Source organism: Streptomyces sp. NPDC033180 (genome assembly GCF_055577645.1).
In genome coordinates, this window is record NZ_JBVIPU010000012.1 from 35,067 (window position 1) to 52,550 (window position 17,484).

A 17,484-nucleotide genomic window follows, 5' to 3' on the forward strand; every position below is an offset into this window, starting at 1 on the left:
AAGCGTAGGGCCCGCACCCCCCGGCGAGGGGGATGCGGGCCCAACTATGCGGTTACCGCGCTTACTTGCGGATCAGCGAACGCAGCACGTACTGCATGATGCCGCCGTTGCGGTAGTAGTCCGCCTCACCGGGGGTGTCGATGCGCACGACCGCGTCGAACTCCACGCCCGTGTCGGTCGTGACCTTCACCGTGCTCGGCGTGCGGCCCTCGTTCAGCTCGGTCACGCCGGTGAAGGAGAAGGACTCCTCGCCGGTCAGGCCGAGGGACTCGGCGGACAGGCCCTCCGGGAACTGGAGCGGCAGGACGCCCATGCCGATGAGGTTCGAGCGGTGGATGCGCTCGTACGACTCGGCGATGACGGCCTTGACGCCGAGGAGCGCGGTGCCCTTGGCCGCCCAGTCGCGGGACGAACCGGAGCCGTACTCCTTGCCCGCGAGGATCGCGAGGGGGGTGCCGGCCGCCTGGTAGTTCTGCGAGGCGTCGTAGATGAAGGAGACCGGGCCGTCCTCCTTCGTGAAGTCACGCGTGAAGCCGCCCTCGGTGCCCGGCGCGATCTGGTTGCGCAGGCGGATGTTGGCGAACGTGCCGCGGATCATGACCTCGTGGTTGCCACGGCGCGAGCCGTAGGAGTTGAAGTCGCGACGCTCGACGCCGTGCTCGGTGAGGTACTTGCCGGCCGGGGTGTCGGCCTTGATCGCACCGGCCGGGGAGATGTGGTCGGTGGTGACCGAGTCGCCCAGCTTGGCCAGGACGCGGGCGCCCTCGATGTCGGAGACCGGGGTGGTCTCCATCGTCATGCCCTCGAAGTAAGGGGGCTTGCGGACGTAGGTCGACTGCGGGTCCCACTCGAAGGTGTTGCCGGTCGGGATCGACAGCGCCTGCCACTGGGCGTCGCCCGCGAAGACGTCCTGGTAGGACTTGTTGAACATGTCCTCGCCGATGGAGTTGGCGACGACGTCGTTCACCTCGGCCTCGGTCGGCCAGATGTCCTTCAGGAAGACCGGGTTGCCGTCCTGGTCGGCACCGAGCGCGTCCTTGGTGATGTCCACCTTCATCGAACCGGCGAGGGCGTACGCGACGACCAGCGGCGGGGACGCCAGGTAGTTCATCTTGACGTCGGGGTTGATGCGGCCCTCGAAGTTCCGGTTGCCGGAGAGGACGGACGTCACGGCCAGGTCGTGCTCGTTGACCGCCTTGGAGACCTCCTCGGGCAGCGGGCCCGAGTTGCCGATGCAGGTGGTGCAGCCGTAGCCGACGAGGTTGAAGCCGACCTTGTCGAGGTAGGGGGTGAGCCCCGCCTTGTCGAAGTAGTCGGTGACGACCTTGGAGCCCGGGGCGAGGGTGGTCTTGACCCACGGCTTGCGGGTCAGGCCCTTCTCCACGGCCTTCTTCGCGACGAGCGCGGCGGCAACCATCACGTACGGGTTCGAGGTGTTGGTGCAGGAGGTGATCGCGGCGACGGTGACGGCGCCGTGGTCGATCTCGTACGTCGAGCCGTCGGGGGCGGTGACGGTGGTCGGACGCGTGGGAACGCCGTTCGTGGAGGCCGGGGCGTCGGAGGCCGGGAAGGACTCCTTGCCCGCCTCGTCGTCGTCCTCGACGTAGTTGCGCACGTCGAGAGCGAACTGCTGCGCGGCGTTGGCGAGGACGATGCGGTCCTGCGGGCGCTTGGGACCGGCGATGGAGGGGACGACCGTGGAGAGGTCGAGCTCCAGCTTCTCGGAGAAGTCGGGCTCGGCGGCCGGGTCGAGCCAGAGGCCCTGCTCCTTGGCGTACGCCTCGACGAGCGCGACCTGCTGCGCGTCACGGCCGGTCAGGCGCAGGTACTTCAGCGTCTCGTCGTCGATCGGGAAGATCGCGGCGGTGGAGCCGAACTCCGGCGACATGTTGCCGATGGTGGCGCGGTTGGCGAGGGAGGTGGCGGCGACGCCCTCTCCGTAGAACTCGACGAACTTGCCGACGACGCCGTGCTTGCGCAGCATCTCGGTGATCGTGAGGACGAGGTCCGTGGCGGTGGTGCCCGCGGGCAGCTCACCGGTCAGCTTGAAGCCGACGACGCGCGGGATGAGCATGGAGACCGGCTGGCCCAGCATCGCGGCCTCGGCCTCGATGCCGCCGACGCCCCAGCCGAGCACGCCCAGGCCGTTGACCATCGTGGTGTGCGAGTCCGTGCCGACCAGGGTGTCGGGGTAGGCCTGGCCGTTACGGACCATGACCGTGCGGGCCAGCTTCTCGATGTTGACCTGGTGGACAATGCCGGTGCCCGGGGGGACGACCTTGAAGTCGTCGAAGGCGGTCTGACCCCAGCGCAGGAACTGGTAGCGCTCCTTGTTGCGGCCGTACTCCAGCTCGACGTTCTGGCCGAAGGCGTCCGCCGTGCCGAACTTGTCGGCGATGACGGAGTGGTCGATGACCAGCTCGGCCGGGGAGAGCGGGTTGACCTTGTCCGCGTCGCCGCCGAGCTCCTTGACGGCCTCACGCATGGTGGCGAGGTCGACGACGCAGGGCACGCCGGTGAAGTCCTGCATGATCACGCGGGCCGGCGTGAACTGGATCTCCTGCGAGGGCTGGGCCTGGGAGTCCCAGGAGCCGATCGCACGGATGTGGTCGGCGGTGATGTTCGCGCCGTCCTCGGTGCGGAGCAGGTTCTCCAGCAACACCTTCAGGCTGTAAGGGAGGCGCTCGGAGCCCTCCACCTTGTCCAGCTTGAAGATCTCGTACGACTCGTCGCCCACGCGCAGCGTGCTGCGGGCGTCGAAGCTGTTCGCCGACACGACAGTCTCCTTCATATATGTGCGCGTTTCCGTCACATCCTGCCGCCACGACTCCTCGTCGATCCGCTAAGGTAAGGCTTAGTTAGGTAACCCTTACCGAGTGGCGGCTTCTGGTGCGCCTCGGCAGATATCTCGATGTCGAGATAACTCTAGTACATGCCCCGGCGTGACGACGAAGTGCGCCCGCTCACAGTCCGGCATGCCCTCGTTCGGGTATGCCGGGCACGTCGTCGAGTACGGCCACATCGAGCGCCCTCAGCCGCGCGGGATCGGCGACGACCTCGTACGCCGCGACGCGCCCGTCCTCGACCCTGATGACGAGAGCGAGGAGCAGCCTGCCCCGCGGCGCCACGACCAGTCCCACCGCACCGTCGACGAGCGCGGCCTGCGCGAAGCGGGCGTTGCGCTTGAGGAGGACCGTCTCGTCCGCCACGGCCCGCGCGGACGCCTATGGCGGTGACCGCGCGGGCCGACGGCGCCTGTTGCTCGATGTCGTCGACGCGGTCACCGCCGAGTGGGACGGGCGGCGGGTGGGCGTGCGCCTCTCGCCGTACATGGCAGCGACCGACCGCTTCGTCGTCGACGAGGAGCTGCTCGCCGACTACGACGAACTGGTGACGGCGCTGAACGACCGGCCCCTGGCCTATCTCCACCTGCGCGGCCCCGACCCCGCGGGGCCCGGCGAGACTCCCGCCTTCGAGGCGTTCACGCGCTACCGGAAGCGGTTCGAAGGACCGCTGATCGCGAACAACGGCTTCGACAGGGACTCCGCCAACGCCCTGGTGGCCGCGGGATGCGCCGACGCCGTGGCCTTCGCCACACACTTCATCGCCAACCCCGACCTGGTCGGCCGGTTCGCCCTGGGCCGGGAACTGGCTGCCGGTGACCCCACCACGTACTACCAGGGCGGCGCGCAGGGATATGTCGACTATTCGGCCGTCGGCTGAGCGCGCGACGAGTCGCGCACCAGGAGGCCCGCCGGTACGACGACCGGGGTCGGCGCTGTGCCGCCCTCGATCAGGGTGACGAGGAGGGCGACGGCTGCGCGTGCCGTTCGTTCCGGGTCGAGGGTCACCGTGGTCACTGGCGGTCGTGTCGTCGCGTATCCGGGGTCCTCGCTCGCGCACACCACACGTAGTTCGTCCGGGACGCGCAGACCGAGCCTGGTCGCGGCGGCCAGGAGCTGACGGCCGCCCGGGTCGTACGCCGCGTACACGGCGTCGGCGCGGTCCGGGCCCCGCAACAGCGTGTCGAACGCCCTCCCCTGGTCGTCCGTCACGTCGAAGGGCACGACCAGCGGATCGGCGCCCTGCTGCGCGCACCACCCGGCGTAGGCCGCCGTCACGGCGCGGGCGTAGTGCTCGTCGCCGTCGCCGGACTGCAGGGCGATGCGGCGGGCGCCGGAGGCCGCGAGGTGGTCGAGGACCTCGCGGGTGGTCCTCTCGTGGTCGTTGTCGACCCAGTGGTCGCCGGGGCGCGGGTCGCCGGGGACGCCGTCGAAGACGAGCGGGATGCCGCGGGCGCGCAGCGCGTGGACCATCGGGTCCCCGCGCGGGCTGTCCATGATCAGCATGCCGTCGACGGCGAGGCCGTGCCACGCGTCGTCCGCGGCGCGGTCGGCGGGCAGTGTGGTCAGCGCGTAGCCGCGCGCGTGGGCGGCGGACGTGGCCGCGGTGAGGGCTCGGGAGAAGTAGGCGACCTCGGCGTAGTTCCAGGCTCTGCGGTACGTGGTCACCGCGACGCCGAGGGTCCGTGTGCGCGGGGCGGTGCGGCGGGTGACGTAGCCGAGGGCGGTGGCCACCTCGCGTACGCGGCGGCGCGTGGGCTCGCCTATGCGGCCCGTGCCGTTCAGGGCGTGCGAGACCGTCGCGGTCGACACCTCGGCTGCGCGGGCTATGTCGGTGAGGGTGGGCCCTGGCACGCGGCACATCGTACGGATGCGGATTCCGTCGTGGGCGGTGGGTTCTGGTTAACGGGTTACTCACGAAGTCTTCGGGGCGCCGCTTCGCGGCGGATATCTGCCGCCCACTCACCCGATCACCCCGGAGTGACCTATGACGATTCCGCACCTCTCCCCCCTCTCCCGCCGCAACCTCCTCGCATCCGCCGGCGCCACCGGCCTGCTCGCGGCGGTGGGCACGCCCGCCTCCGCGTCCCCCCGGCGCTCCGCCGCCCTCGTCGTGCACAACGCCCGTGTCTTCAGCGGCACTCGGAAGCACGACCACGCGCAGGCCGTCGCCGTCGGGCGGGACGGGAAGATCCTTGCTGTGGGGAGCGACTCCTCGCTCAAGCGGTTCATCGGGCGGGACACCGAAGTCGTCGACGGGGCCGGCGGGACCCTGATGAGCGGCATCCACGACGGGCACGCCCACCCCATGGACGCCGCGAGCCGCTCGCTGCGGCCCTCGCTCGCCGGAGCCGAGCAGACCGTCGCGGAGCTGCAGAAGACCCTGACCGCGTTCCTGAAGGACACCGCCGACCAGGAACCCGACGGGTGGCTGGTGGTGGAGGACTGGAACCCCGTGGGGCTCCTTCCGCACGGCACCGCTCCGCACCACTCCATGCTCGACGCGCTGCCGACCCGGCGGCCGGTCGCGCTGCGCGGCGGCGACGGGCACAACATGTGGGTCAGTCAGCGTGCCCTCGACATCGCGGGCATCACCGCCTCCGCTCCGGACCCGGTCGGCGGCAAGATCGTCAAGGGCCAGGACGGCAAGCCCACCGGCGTGCTCAAGGACGACGCCCAGCCGCTGGTGGCCCGGCACATCCCCGAGCCCGACCAGGATCAGCTCGTCGCCGCCGCCGCGAAGACCTTCGCCGAGGCCGCCGCGTCCGGGATCACCACGTTCATGGAAGCCGTCGTCGGCAAGGGCGAGTTGGCCCTCTACAAGGCGCTCGCCGAGAGCGGGAAGCTGCCGCAGCGCATCGTGCCCGCCCTGCGCATCGACACCGACAAGACGAAGGACCCGGCGGCCGCGGTGGCGTACGCGCGGGGACTCCGAGAGGACTTCAAGGACGTACGCGCGCTGCGGTTCGGCACCGTCAAGGTGTTCCTCGACGGCGTCATCGAGTACCCGGCGCAGACCGCGGCGCTCCTCAAGCCCTATCTCGACAAGGACGGCAGGCCCACCGACCACCGCGGCGACCTGTACGTGTCGGCGGCGGACTACGGCCGGCTGACCGCCGCCTTCAACAAGGAGGGCTGGCAGATGCACGCGCACGCCATCGGTGACCGCGCCGTCCGCACCTCCCTCGACGGGTACGCGTACGCCCTGCGCAAGACCGGGGCGCGCGGCCTGCGCAACACCACCGCCCATCTCCAACTCGTCGACCCCGCCGACCTGCCCCGCTTCGCCCGGCTGGGCGTCATCCCCTGCATGCAGCTCCAGTGGGCCACCCGCAACACCTGGACCATGGACGCCCTGCTGCCCTACATCGGTGCCGGGCGCCACCGTTGGCAGTACCCGGCGCGCAGCCTTGAGCGGCATGGGGCGCGGCTCTCCGGTGGCTCGGACTGGCCTGTCGATCCGCTCCAGGTCTGGAACCAGGTGCGTACCTCCGTCGACCGGTTCGGAGCAGAGGGCGAGGGTGATCTTTACCGGGACGAGGAGGGGCTGAGCCGCTCGTCCGCCCTGCTCATGCACACCCTCGGGACAGCGCGTCAGCTCCGTATGGACCACCTGACGGGGACCGTCGAAACGGGAAAGTCGGCCGATCTGGTGCTGCTCGACCGGGATGTGACGCGGTGTCCGGTGGCTGACATCAGCTCCTCCGAAGTGCGTCTGACGTTGACCGGAGGCACAGTGGTGCATGACGCCGACTCGTCGGCCGGGCGCGCTGCCGCCGCCCGGGTGACGCGCGCGGCGGCCGGGCCGCGGCCCACGGCGCAGGCCGCGGTGCACGGTGGGCGGCACGCCTCGTGCGGATGCGGTTGACCGGTACGGGCACGTGGCGTACGGGAACCTCGTACGAGAGCGACTCGGGAGTGAGCCGGGAACGACCCGGGAGCGACGTACGGGAACTTCCGTACTGAATCGGTCATTTCCCATATGGCCCACCCCAGCTCGTGCGTCATCTCATATCTGAGATAACCTGCGGAACATGGCAGACGATTACCTCGTACGTATCGGCAAGCTCATCCGCGACGCCCGTCAGCACAGGGGCTGGACGCAGTCGCAGCTCGCCGAGGCGCTCAGCACAAGTCAGAGCGCCGTGAACCGCATCGAGCGCGGCAACCAGAACATCAGCCTTGAGATGATCGCCCGTATTGGCGAGGCTCTCGACAGTGAAATCGTCTCGCTCGGGTACGCGGGGCCCATGCATCTGCGAGTGGTCGGCAACCGTCGGCTCTCCGGCTCCATCGACGTCAAGACGAGCAAGAACGCCTGCGTGGCGCTGCTCTGCGCCTCCCTGCTCAACAAGGGACGCACAGTGCTGCGCCGCGTGGCGCGCATCGAGGAGGTCTACCGCCTCCTCGAAGTGCTCGGCTCGATCGGCGTCCGCACCCGTTGGATCAACGACGGGGTCGACCTGGAGATCGTGCCGCCGGCCGAGCTCGACATGGAGGCGATCGACGCGGAGGCCGCGATCCGGACCCGGTCGATCATCATGTTCCTGGGTCCGCTGCTTCACCGCATGGACCGCTTCAAGCTGCCGTACGCGGGCGGTTGCGACCTCGGCACCCGCACCATCGAGCCGCACATGATCGCGCTGCGCCGCTTCGGGCTCGACATCGCCGCGACCGAGGGGCTCTACCACGCGGAGGTCGCGCGTGACGTCGTCCCGGACCGTCCGATCGTGCTGACCGAGCGCGGCGACACCGTGACCGAGAACGCCCTGCTCGCCGCGGCGCGCAGCGCCTGCACGACCGTCATCCGCAACGCCTCGTCGAACTACATGGTCCAGGACCTGTGCTTCTTCCTGGAGGCGCTCGGCGTGAAGGTCGAGGGCATCGGCACGACGACCCTCACGGTGCACGGCGTCCCGAGCATCGAGGTCGATGTCGACTACTCCCCCTCCGAGGACCCGGTCGAGGCGATGAGCCTGCTCGCCGCTGCGGTCGTCACGGAGTCCGAACTGACGGTGAACCGCGTCCCGATCGAGTTCCTGGAGATCGAGCTCGCGGTCCTGGAGGAGATGGGGCTCGACCACGACCGCACGGCGGAGTACTTCGCCGACAACGGCCGCACGCGCCTGATCGACCTCACCGTCCGGCCCTCCAAGCTGGAGGCGCCGATCGACAAGATCCACCCGATGCCGTTCCCGGGCCTGAACATCGACAACGTCCCCTTCTTCGCGGCCATCGCGGCGGCGGCGCAGGGCAAGACACTGATCCACGACTGGGTCTACGACAACCGCGCGATCTATCTGACCGACCTGAACCGCCTCGGCGGACGCCTCCAACTCCTCGACCCGCACCGGGTGTTGGTGGAGGGCCCGACCCGCTGGCGTGCCGCAGAGATGATGTGCCCGCCCGCGCTGCGTCCGGCCGTGGTCGTGCTGCTCGCGATGATGGCCGCCGAGGGCACGTCCGTCCTGCGCAACGTCTACGTGATCAACCGCGGCTACGAGGAGCTGGCCGAGCGGCTCAACTCCGTGGGCGCCCAGATCGAGACGTTCCGGGACATCTAGGCCCGGTTCCGCAGCGATCTCCCCCGCTACGACTGGGGAACGACCACCGGTCGTCACTGGAGGAGGGCGAGGGCGCGGTGCGGCCGACACCCCTGACGCGGGGCGGGGCTGAGGTCCGCGCCCCATAAGGGGCGCGGGGAACTGCGCGACCAGCCCCCGCCGGCCCGCGGGTCCATCGCCGCACTTCCAGCCGACCGCTCAGGTGCTCGCCACGAACTCCCGGATCGCCGCCGCCAGGCCGTCGGGGCGGTCCAGCGGGATCAGCGTGCGGCAGTCGTCCAGTTCCACCAGGCGGCTCTTGGGAAGCAACTCGGCGAACCTGCGGCCGTGTTCCGGAGGCAGCATCTTGTCCTGCTTGCCCCAGACGACCAGGGCCGGCCTGTCGTACGTGCGCAGGGCCTGAGCCGCCTCCAGCATCTCTGTCCTGCGCGCCGAGCGCAGATAGTGGATCAGGACTTGGCGGGCCACGGGGTCGGTGCGCAGCGGGGCGATCCAGCGGTCCGTCAGGTCGTGGGGGACGGGGCGGTGCGCCATCAGGGCGTATCCCGTGCCCGGGACGCGGCGCAGGGCGCGTACGGACAGGACGCGAGCCAGGAGCGCGATACCGCCGGGGACGCGCGCGGCGGTGTCCAGCATCTTGCCGCCCGCGCCCGGTGGATAGTTGTCGAAGGCCTCGCAGCCCGCGATGACCATCCGGCCGACGCGGTCGGGGCGCTCGGCCGCCAGCTGCTGCAGCCGCCCGGCGTCGTTCTCGACGAACACCGCGTCGTCGCCGAGATCCAGCGCGTCGGCGAACTCGCCGATCAGCCGGGCCATGGTCAGGGGCGTCAGCTCGGCGCCGGGTTTCAGCGGGACGCGATGGCTGCCGTAGGGGAGGGTCGGCACCAGGCAGCGGAACGCGTCGCCGAGTTGCTCGACCACGTGGCGCCATACGCTGCCGTCCTGAACGAGGCCGTGCAGAAGAACGAGCGGGGTGCCCGTCCCTCCGGTGTCCTCGTACTCGACCGGTCCTGCGGTGAGCTCGATCCGTGCCATGGCCTCCCCGTTTCCTCGCCGATGGTGACCCTGACGCTATGCGGCTCAGTCGAGGACCGCCACCCCGTCCAGCTCGACCAGACACTGCTCGTCCCAGAGGCGGACCGCGCCGATCACCGCCATGGCGGGGTAGTCGCGTCCCGCCAACTTCCGCCAGACGCGGCCGAGTTGCGGGGCCTGCTCGCGGTAGTCGGCGACGTCCGTGGCGTAGACCGTGACGCGGGCGAGGTCGGCGGGGGTGCCGCCCGCGTGGCGCAGGGCGGTGAGGAGATTGGTCAGTGCCCGCTCGAACTGTTCGGGGAGGGTGCCGCCGGTCACCTTGCCGTCGGCGTCGAGCGCGGTCTGGCCCGCGAGGAACACGAGACGGCCGCCGGTCGCGGTGACGGCATGCGAGAAGCCGGTGGGCGGGGAGAGTTCGATGGGGTTGACGCGTTCGATGCTCATACGGAGGGCTCCTCACGGGGGACGGCCTGCGGGGTGGGCTGGGCAGTGGCCTGCGGGGTGGACTGGGAAGTGGTCTGCGGGGTGGGCTGGGCAGTGGCCTGCGGGGTGGACTGGGAAGTGGTCTGCGGGGTGGGCTGGGCAGTGGCCTGCGCCGCGTACAACTCCTTGGCGATGATGGTCCGTTGGACCTCGCTCGCGCCTTCGTAGATGCGCGGCGCCCGCACCTCCCGGTAGAGGTGCTCCAGGAGGTGCCCCCGCTGCAAGGCGCGCGCTCCGTGCAGCTGGACCGCGGCGTCCACGACGTACTGTGCCGTCTCCGTGGCCAGGAGCTTGGCCATGGCGGCGCGTTGGGCGATGTCCGGTTCGCCGCGGTCGTACGCCGCGGCTGCCGCGTGGACCATGAGACGGGCCGCCTCGGTCCGCGTCGCCATCTCCGCGACCTGGTGGGCCACGGCCTGGAGGTCCTTCAACTTGCCGCCGAACGCGTCCCGCCCCGCGGTGTGGGCGACGGTCGCGGCAAGGGCCGCTGCCGCCATGCCCACCGCGAAGGCGCCGACGCTGGGGCGGAAGCGGTTGAGGGTGGTCATGGCGACGCGGAAGCCGCGGTCGGGTTCGCCGAGGACGTCCTCGCCGGTGACCGTCACACCGTCGAAGGCCAGGGCGCCGATCGGGTGCGGGGAGAGCATGTCCAGCGGGGTGCCGGTGAGGCCGGCCCGGTCGGCGGGCACGAGGAAGGCGGTGACCCCGCGGGCGCCGGCACCGGGGGTCGTACGGGCGAAGACGGTGTAGAAGTCGGCTTCGGGGGCGTTCGAGATCCAGCACTTCTCGCCCGTGAGCCGCCAGGAGGAGGGGCCGTCCGGTGCGGCGCTCAGGGCCAGCGCGGCGGCGTCCGAGCCCGCCCCCGGTTCGGAGAGAGCGAAGGCGGCGACGGCGCGTCCCGCGCGGGCGGGGGCGAGCCACTGTTCGCGCTGCCGCGCGGAGCCGTGGGCGGCGACAGGGTGCGCCCCGAGCCCTTGCAGAGCCAGTGCGGTCTCGGCCTCCGTACAGGCGTAGGCGAGGGACTCGCGCAGGAGGCACAGACCGAGGGCTCCTGATGTGGCGAGCGGGGCGCGAGATGCGGCCTGTGGGTCGCGAGGTGCGGTCTGTGGGGCCCGCGAGGCGGTTGAGTCACCCGGCCCCTCCCCCGCGAACAGAAGGTCAAGGAGCCCCAGTTCCCCCAGCGCCTTCACCAGCGGGCGGTTCACGCGCCCCGGCTCACCCTTCTCCGCCAGCGGGCGCAGCCGCTCGTCGGCGAGGGTGCGCAGCTCCGCACACCAGGCGGTTTGTTCCGGATTGAGCGAGAATGCCGTCATGCCGGGCCCCTCCTCTATCGCGCACCGTTGACTGTCGTCACCATCACGATACGCTCGTTGCGCGAGCTCACCACAAGCCCGAACGGCAAGGGGGCGACCCGCTGTGGACGCCAAGAGTGCACTCCGACTCCACCCATCGGCACACGTGGACACCTTCGCCCGGGATCATCTCCCGCCGCCGGAGCAGTGGCCCGCGTTCGTCCGCGACCGGCCCGAGCTGCATTACGCCGATCGCCTCAACTGCGGCGCCGAGCTCCTGGACCGGACGGTGGAGCGGCTCGGCGGCGAGCGCCCCGCCTTCCGTGCGGGCTCCGGCGACCTGTGGACGTACGGCGAGCTGCAACGGCACGTCGACCGGATCGCGCACGTACTGACCGGCGAACTCGACGTACGGCCCGGCCAGCGCGTCCTGCTGCGCGGCCCCACCACCCCCTGGCTCGCGGCCTGCTGGCTCGCGGTGATGAAGGCGGGCGCCGTCGCGGTCACCGTCCTGGCCCAGCAGCGCCCGAACGAACTGACCACGATCTGCGAGATCGCCGAGGTCCGCCACGCGCTGTGCGACGCCCGCGCCGTGGACGACCTGATCAAGGCCGGGATCCCCGGGCTCTGTGTCACCACCTTCGGCGGGGACGCGGACGACGACCTGCTCGCGCGCGCCGCCCGGCAGCCGGAGGTCTACGAACCCGTCGACACCTCCGCCGACGACGTCGCCCTCATCGCCTTCACGTCCGGCACGACGGGCCGCCCCAAGGGCTGCATGCACTTCCACCGTGACGTGCTCGCCGTCGCCGACACCTTCGGTCGCCATGTCCTGAAGCCGGGGCCCGACGACGTGTTCGCGGGCAGCCCTCCGCTCGGTTTCACCTTCGGGCTCGGCGGGCTCGTCATCTTCCCGCTGCGGGTCGGTGCCTCGTCGCTCCTGCTCGAACAGGCGGGCCCCAAGCAGTTGTTGCCCGCGATCGCCGAGCACGGCGTCACGGTGCTCTTCACGGCGCCGACCGCCTACCGCACGATGCTCGACGAGCTGAGCAAGCCGGACACCCACGACGTCTCCACGCTGCGGCGGTGCGTCTCCGCGGGCGAGAATCTGCCCGCCGCCACCTGGCGGGCCTGGCACGAACGCACCGGGCACCGCATCATCAACGGCATCGGCGCGACCGAACTGCTCCACATCTTCATCTCCGCCGCCGACGAGGCGATCAGGCCCGGCACCACGGGCCGCCCCGTCCCGGGGTGGCACGCGCGCGTGGTCGACGATTCGGGGGCGCCTGTACCGGACGGCGAGCCCGGTCTGCTCGCCGTGCGCGGTCCGGTCGGCTGCCGGTATCTGGGCGACGAGCGGCAGCTGCAGTACGTACGCCACGGCTGGAACGTCACCGGCGACACCTATGTCCGCGACGCCGACGGCTATTTCACCTACGTGGCCCGCGCGGACGACATGATCATCTCGGCCGGGTACAACATCGCGGGCCCCGAGGTCGAGGAGGCGCTCATGCGCCACCCCGACGTCCTGGAGACGGCCGTCGTGGGGCGCCCCGACGAGCTGCGCGGCCAGTCAGTCGTCGCGTACGTGGTCCAGCGCGAGGGCACGCGGCGGGACCCTGACCAGCTGCGCGAGTTCGTGAAGGGCGAGCTGGTGCCGTACAAGTGCCCGCGCGAGATCGTCTATCTGGACGCACTGCCGCGCACCGCGACGGGCAAGCTGCAACGGTTCCGGCTGCGGGAGCCCGGCCCCGTAGAGTGATCACGTGTCCGAGCAGCACACTCCACGGTCCCTGATCGTCACCTTCTACGGCGCCTACGGGCGCGCGGCCCCCGGCCCGGTGCCCGTCGCCGAGCTGGTCAGGCTCCTCGCCCCGGTCGGCGTTGACGCCCCGTCCGTGCGCTCGTCCGTGTCCCGGCTCAAGCGGCGCGGACTCCTCGTCCCGGCGCGGACGGCGGCGGGCGCGGCGGGGTACGCCCTGTCGCCGGACGCGCGCCAGCTCCTGGAGGACGGCGACCGGCGCATCTACGCCTCTCCCCCGGCTGCCCGACGCGACAGCGGCTGGGTCCTCGCCGTCTTCTCCGTGCCGGAGTCGGAACGCCAGAAGCGGCACGTGCTGCGCTCACGCCTGGCCGGACTCGGCTTCGGGACAGCCGCTCCAGGAGTGTGGATCGCCCCGGCTCACCTCTACGAGGAGACCCGGCACACCCTGCAGCGCCTCCAACTCGCTTCGTACGTCGACCTGTTCCGGGGCGAGCACCTGGGCTTCGCGGCGACGGCGGACGCGGTGGCCCGCTGGTGGGACCTGTCCTCCATCGCCAAGGAGCACGAGGCGTTCCTCGACCGCCACGAGCCGGTGCTCAGGTCCTGGCAGCGGCGGGCGGACACCCCGCCGGACGAGGCGTACCGCGACTATCTCCTCGCCCTGGACTCCTGGCGCCGGCTGCCCTACGCGGACCCCGGGCTGCCGGGAGAGCTCCTCCCGGAAGGGTGGCCCGGGGACCGGTCCGCCGAGGTGTTCGCGGCACTCGACGGACGGCTGCGGGGCGCGGGGGCGCGCTTCGTGACGGCCGAGGGAACGTGAGGACTCCCTGAGGGCGCGCTGAGGGAACCCTCAGCGTCCTCAGGCCTACGCACAACGTGCGCGAGGCGGTGCGGCTGGGGCAGCGGGTCGTCCTGATGACGGCACGGCCCGGACGCGTCGCGCACGTCTGGGACGTCGACATCCCCTACCCGCGCAGATCCGAGAACGCGGACGTTTCGGCGCTCGGCGAGAGCGAGTGGGCCGTGTACGCCGTGGTGCTGCTCGGCGCGGTGCCCTCGATCGCCGCGGGTGTCGCGAACTCGCTCGACCAGATCCTGCACGTACGGGTGCCCGCCGCGATGCCGGGGTTCGTGGCCGCGGGCAGGCAGCAGGACGATCTGGCCCTGGTGCTCGCCGCCGTCGCGGTGATCCTCCTGCCCGCGGGCTCGTCAACTCCCCAGCGTGAGGCGCGGCTTGGGCGCGTCCGTACGTCCCGTCTGCGGGCGGCGGCTGCCTGCACGGTACTGCTGGGGCCAGACGGCACCCGGTCCTGCGTACCCCTGCTCGGCCGCGGCGTGCAGCGTCCAGTGCGGGTCGTACAGGTGCGGGCGAGCTAGCGCGCACAGGTCCGTACGGCCCGCCAGGATCAGGGAGTTGACGTCGTCCCAGGAGGAGATGGCACCGACAGTGAGGACGGGTACGCCGGTTTCGTTGCGGATGCGGTCGGCGAACGGGGTCTGGTAGGAGCGGCCGTACGCGGGGCGCTCGTCGGAGACGACCTGGCCCGTCGAGACGTCGATCGCGTCGGCTCCGTGCGCGGCGAAGGCGCGGGCGATCTCGACGGCGTCGTCCGCGGTGGTACCGCCGTCCGCCCAGTCCGTGGCCGAGATGCGGACCGACATGGGCTTGCCCTCCGGCCACAACTGCCGTATCGCGTCGAAGACTTCGAGGGGGAAGCGCAGCCTGTTCTCCAGCGAGCCGCCGTACTCGTCCGTCCTGCGGTTGGTCAGCGGTGAGAGGAATCCGGACAGGAGATAGCCGTGCGCGCAGTGCAGTTCGAGGAGGTCGAATCCGCCGCGCTCGGCCCGCCGGGACGCGTCGGCGAACTGCTCGCGGATCTCGTCGAGCCCGGCCCGGTCCAGTTCGTGCGGGCGCTGACTGTTCTCCTTGTACGGGAGCGGCGAGGGGGCCACCAGCGGCCAGTTGCCGTCGTCGAGCGGGTCGTCGATGCCCTCCCACATCAGCTTCGTCGATCCCTTGCGGCCCGAGTGCCCCAGCTGGACGCCGATCGCGGTACCCGGCGCCTGCGTGTGCGCGAAGTCGGTGATCCGGCGCCAGGCGTCGGCCTGCCCGTCGGTGTAGAGCCCGGCGCAGCCCGGCGTGATGCGGCCCCGCTCGCTGACGCACACCATCTCGGTCATGACCAGGCCCGCGCCGCCGAGCGCCCGGGCGCCCAGGTGGACGAGGTGGAAGTCGCCTGGGACGCCGTCCACCGCGGAGTACATGTCCATGGGGGACACGACCACGCGGTTGCGCAAGGTGAGGCCGCGGAGGCGGAAGGGCGTGAACATCGGCGGCGTACCGTCCGGGCAGCCGAACTCGCGCTCGACGGACTCGGTGAAGTGCGCGTCGCGCAGGCGGAGGTTGTCGTGGGTGACGCGGCGGCTGCGGGTGAGGAGGTTGAACGCGAACTGGCGCGGCGGCTGGCCGAGATGGTCCGGGAGCCGCTCGAACCACTCCAGGCTCGCGCGGGCCGCGCGCTGCGTCGACTCGACGACGGGACGGCGTTCCGTCTCGTACGCCGCGAGAGCCTCGGGGATGCCGGGCTGCTCCTGAAGGCAGGCGGCGAGTGCGAGGGCGTCCTCGACGGCGAGTTTGGTGCCGGAGCCGATGGAGAAGTGGGCGGTGTGGGCGGCGTCTCCGAGGAGGACTGTATTGCCGTGCGACCAACGCTTGTTGACGACCGTGCGGAAGTTGATCCAGGCGGATTTGTTGCCGCGCAGGGCCCGGCCCCCGAGGGCGTCGGCGAAGATCTTGGCGCAGCGCTCGGTCGAGTCGCGCTCGTCGAGCTCCGCGAACCCGGCCGCCTCCCACACCTCTTCGCGCATCTCGACGATGACCGTGGACTGCCCGGTGGACTCGCCGCCGCCCGCCGTGGAGAACGGATAGCCGTGCAGCTGCATCACGCCGTACTCGGTCTCGGCGATCTCGAAACGGAAGGCTTCGAAGGCGAAGTCGGCGGCGAGCCAGATGTAGCGGCAGCGGTGCGTCTCGATGCTCGGCCCGAAGGCTTCGGCGTGCGCGTCGCGCGTGAGGCTGTGCACACCGTCGGCCGCGATCACCAGGTCGTACGCGCCTGAGAGCTCGTCGGCGGGCGGTGCCTCCGCGCGGAAGCGCAGGTCGACGCCGAGCTCCCGGCACCGCTCGTGCAGGATGCCGAGCAGGGTGCGCCTGCCGAGCGCCGCGAAGCCGTGCCCGCCCGAGGTGTGGCGACTCCCCCGGTGGACGATGTCGATGTCGTCCCAGCGCACGAACTCCGCCTGCAGCGCGGCGTACACGACGGGGTCGGCGTGCTCGATGCCGCCGAGCGTCTCGTCCGAGAGGACGACTCCGAAGCCGAAGGTGTCGTCAGGGGCGTTGCGCTCCCAGACGGTGATCTCACGCTCCGGGTCGAGCCGCTTGAGGAGAGCAGCGGCGTAGAGCCCGCCGGGGCCACCGCCGATGACGGCGATGCGGTGTGCGGAGTCGCGCGCGGGGGTGTCCATCGTCAGCGCCCCTGCCACTTGGGCGGGCGCTTGGCCGTGAACGCCGCGTGGAATTCCTTGTAGTCCTCGCCGGTCATCAGGAGGGCCTGCGTCGCCGCGTCCAGTTCCACGGCGGCGGCGAGCGGCATGTCCAGTTCCGAGGTCAGCAGCGCCTTGGTCTGCGCGTACGCCAGGGCGGGTCCTTCGGCGAGGCGGCGGGCCAGGGCCTGGGCGGCCTCGGGGGCCTTGCCCTCGTCCGTCAACTCGCTGATCAGGCCGATCCGTTCGGCCTCGGGGGCGCGCACCGGGTCGCCGAGCATCAGGATGCGGGTGGCGTGGCCGAGCCCGACGACGCGGGGCAGGAGATACGCCGCCCCCATGTCGCCGCCCGACAGGCCGACCCGGGTGAAGAGGAAGGAGAACCGCGCCGAGGGGTCCGCCACCCGGAAGTCCGAGGCGAGGGCGAGCACGGCGCCCGCGCCCGCGGCCACCCCGTGCACGGCGGTGATCACCGGGAAGGGGCACTCGCGGATGGCCCGTACGACCTGTCCCGTCATGCGGTTGAAGTCGAGCAGCTGGGCGGTGTCCATGCCGAGGGTCGCGCCGATGATCTCGTCGACGTCACCGCCCGAGCAGAAGCCGCGCCCCTCTCCGCCGAGCACCAGGGCGCGTACGGACTTGTCGCGGGACAGCTCGGCCAGGAGGTCGCGCAGGTCGGCGTAGGCGCCGAAGGTGAGCGCGTTCAGCTTGTCGGGTCGGGCGAGGGTGACCGTGGCGACCCCGTCGTCCACCTCGAAGCGCAGGTGCTGCCAGTCGGGGGTGCGGGGGGCGGAGCCGGTGAAGGGACTCATGACGACGTGCGGCCTCCTCGGTCGGGGCGGCGGCGGTCTACCTCTTGCTACCTCGTGACGTTCTCTCTGTCCTTCGAACTTATCACTCATCCGTGACTGTCGTCATGACTGCGCGATAAGCGGGGTATCGCTCAAGGGTCGGAC

13 protein-coding genes and 1 pseudogene are annotated in these 17,484 nt (G+C 71.1%); 6 read left to right on the forward strand and 8 right to left on the reverse strand.

Annotation, left to right across the window (positions count from 1 at the left end):
* Positions 1 to 61: 61 nt before the first annotated feature.
* Entirely contained in the window at positions 62 to 2,776 is a 2,715-nt protein-coding gene (gene acnA / locus ACZ5WE_RS27730; RefSeq protein WP_467688250.1) for an aconitate hydratase AcnA, read from the reverse strand.
* A 187-nt stretch (positions 2,777 to 2,963) separates the two neighbouring features.
* A complete protein-coding gene (locus ACZ5WE_RS27735) occupies positions 2,964 to 3,209 on the reverse strand; it encodes a hypothetical protein (protein WP_467688252.1) in 246 nt (81 codons plus the stop codon).
* Between ACZ5WE_RS27735 and ACZ5WE_RS27740 the strand changes: the two genes are divergently transcribed.
* Positions 3,184 to 3,723 carry an oxidoreductase gene (locus tag ACZ5WE_RS27740; protein WP_467688254.1) on the forward strand — a complete coding sequence of 180 codons (540 nt, stop codon included), beginning with the start codon at positions 3,184 to 3,186 and terminating at the stop codon, positions 3,721 to 3,723. The two genes, ACZ5WE_RS27735 and ACZ5WE_RS27740, sit on opposite strands and share 26 nt — an antisense overlap.
* On the opposite strand, the gene ACZ5WE_RS27745 is transcribed toward ACZ5WE_RS27740, so the two are convergent.
* Positions 3,705 to 4,706, reverse strand: coding sequence for a LacI family DNA-binding transcriptional regulator (locus ACZ5WE_RS27745; RefSeq protein WP_467688256.1), 1,002 nt, complete (start codon positions 4,704 to 4,706; stop codon positions 3,705 to 3,707). The two genes, ACZ5WE_RS27740 and ACZ5WE_RS27745, sit on opposite strands and share 19 nt — an antisense overlap.
* 124 nt (positions 4,707 to 4,830) lie before the next feature.
* On the opposite strand from ACZ5WE_RS27745, the gene ACZ5WE_RS27750 reads away from it, so the two are divergent.
* Positions 4,831 to 6,711 carry an amidohydrolase gene (locus tag ACZ5WE_RS27750; protein ID WP_467688258.1) on the forward strand — a complete coding sequence of 627 codons (1,881 nt, stop codon included), beginning with the start codon at positions 4,831 to 4,833 and terminating at the stop codon, positions 6,709 to 6,711.
* Positions 6,712 to 6,877: 166 nt separating this feature from the next.
* Positions 6,878 to 8,407, forward strand: a complete 1,530-nt coding sequence (locus tag ACZ5WE_RS27755) for a helix-turn-helix domain-containing protein (RefSeq protein WP_467688260.1) — start codon at positions 6,878 to 6,880, stop codon at positions 8,405 to 8,407.
* 198 nt (positions 8,408 to 8,605) lie between these two features.
* On the opposite strand, the gene ACZ5WE_RS27760 is transcribed toward ACZ5WE_RS27755, so the two are convergent.
* The 3 genes from ACZ5WE_RS27760 to ACZ5WE_RS27770 are packed head-to-tail and all read right to left on the reverse strand — an operon-like array spanning position 8,606 to position 11,238.
* Positions 8,606 to 9,442, reverse strand: coding sequence for an alpha/beta fold hydrolase (locus ACZ5WE_RS27760; RefSeq protein WP_467688261.1), 837 nt, complete (start codon positions 9,440 to 9,442; stop codon positions 8,606 to 8,608).
* A gap of 45 nt (positions 9,443 to 9,487) precedes the next feature.
* Entirely contained in the window at positions 9,488 to 9,886 is a 399-nt protein-coding gene (locus ACZ5WE_RS27765; RefSeq protein WP_467688263.1) for a RidA family protein, read from the reverse strand.
* A complete protein-coding gene (locus ACZ5WE_RS27770) occupies positions 9,883 to 11,238 on the reverse strand; it encodes an acyl-CoA dehydrogenase family protein (protein ID WP_467688265.1) in 1,356 nt (451 codons plus the stop codon). Before ACZ5WE_RS27770 ends, ACZ5WE_RS27765 begins: the two co-directional genes overlap by 4 nt.
* 103 nt (positions 11,239 to 11,341) lie before the next feature.
* Between ACZ5WE_RS27770 and ACZ5WE_RS27775 the strand changes: the two genes are divergently transcribed.
* The 3 genes and pseudogenes from ACZ5WE_RS27775 to ACZ5WE_RS27785 all read left to right on the forward strand — a co-directional run.
* Positions 11,342 to 12,982, forward strand: a complete 1,641-nt coding sequence (locus ACZ5WE_RS27775; RefSeq protein WP_467688267.1) for an AMP-binding protein — start codon at positions 11,342 to 11,344, stop codon at positions 12,980 to 12,982.
* Between the two features lie 4 nt (positions 12,983 to 12,986).
* Positions 12,987 to 13,805: a PaaX family transcriptional regulator gene (locus ACZ5WE_RS27780; RefSeq protein ID WP_467688269.1), complete on the forward strand. Its 819-nt coding sequence runs from the start codon at positions 12,987 to 12,989 to the stop codon at positions 13,803 to 13,805.
* A 17-nt stretch (positions 13,806 to 13,822) separates the two neighbouring features.
* Positions 13,823 to 13,990: pseudogene (locus ACZ5WE_RS27785) on the forward strand (ABC transporter ATP-binding protein); the annotation flags it as partial.
* Positions 13,991 to 14,194: 204 nt separating this feature from the next.
* Here ACZ5WE_RS27785 and ACZ5WE_RS27790 read toward each other — a convergent pair.
* Entirely contained in the window at positions 14,195 to 16,510 is a 2,316-nt protein-coding gene (locus ACZ5WE_RS27790; protein WP_467688271.1) for a bifunctional salicylyl-CoA 5-hydroxylase/oxidoreductase, read from the reverse strand.
* A gap of 2 nt (positions 16,511 to 16,512) precedes the next feature.
* Positions 16,513 to 17,340 (reverse strand): enoyl-CoA hydratase family protein, encoded by an 828-nt coding sequence (locus ACZ5WE_RS27795; RefSeq protein ID WP_467688273.1) that lies wholly within the window; start codon positions 17,338 to 17,340, stop codon positions 16,513 to 16,515.
* Between the last annotated feature and the right edge of the window lie 144 nt (positions 17,341 to 17,484).

Coding starts and splice junctions, on each gene's coding strand:
- ACZ5WE_RS27745 (WP_467688256.1), bottom strand. CDS start 4,706: ATGTGCCGCGTGCCAGGGCCCACCCTCACCGACATAGCCCGCGCAGCC.
- ACZ5WE_RS27750 (WP_467688258.1), top strand. CDS start 4,831: ATGACGATTCCGCACCTCTCCCCCCTCTCCCGCCGCAACCTCCTCGCA.
- ACZ5WE_RS27755 (WP_467688260.1), top strand. CDS start 6,878: ATGGCAGACGATTACCTCGTACGTATCGGCAAGCTCATCCGCGACGCC.
- ACZ5WE_RS27760 (WP_467688261.1), bottom strand. CDS start 9,442: ATGGCACGGATCGAGCTCACCGCAGGACCGGTCGAGTACGAGGACACC.
- ACZ5WE_RS27765 (WP_467688263.1), bottom strand. CDS start 9,886: ATGAGCATCGAACGCGTCAACCCCATCGAACTCTCCCCGCCCACCGGC.
- ACZ5WE_RS27770 (WP_467688265.1), bottom strand. CDS start 11,238: ATGACGGCATTCTCGCTCAATCCGGAACAAACCGCCTGGTGTGCGGAG.
- ACZ5WE_RS27790 (WP_467688271.1), bottom strand. CDS start 16,510: ATGGACACCCCCGCGCGCGACTCCGCACACCGCATCGCCGTCATCGGC.
- ACZ5WE_RS27795 (WP_467688273.1), bottom strand. CDS start 17,340: ATGAGTCCCTTCACCGGCTCCGCCCCCCGCACCCCCGACTGGCAGCAC.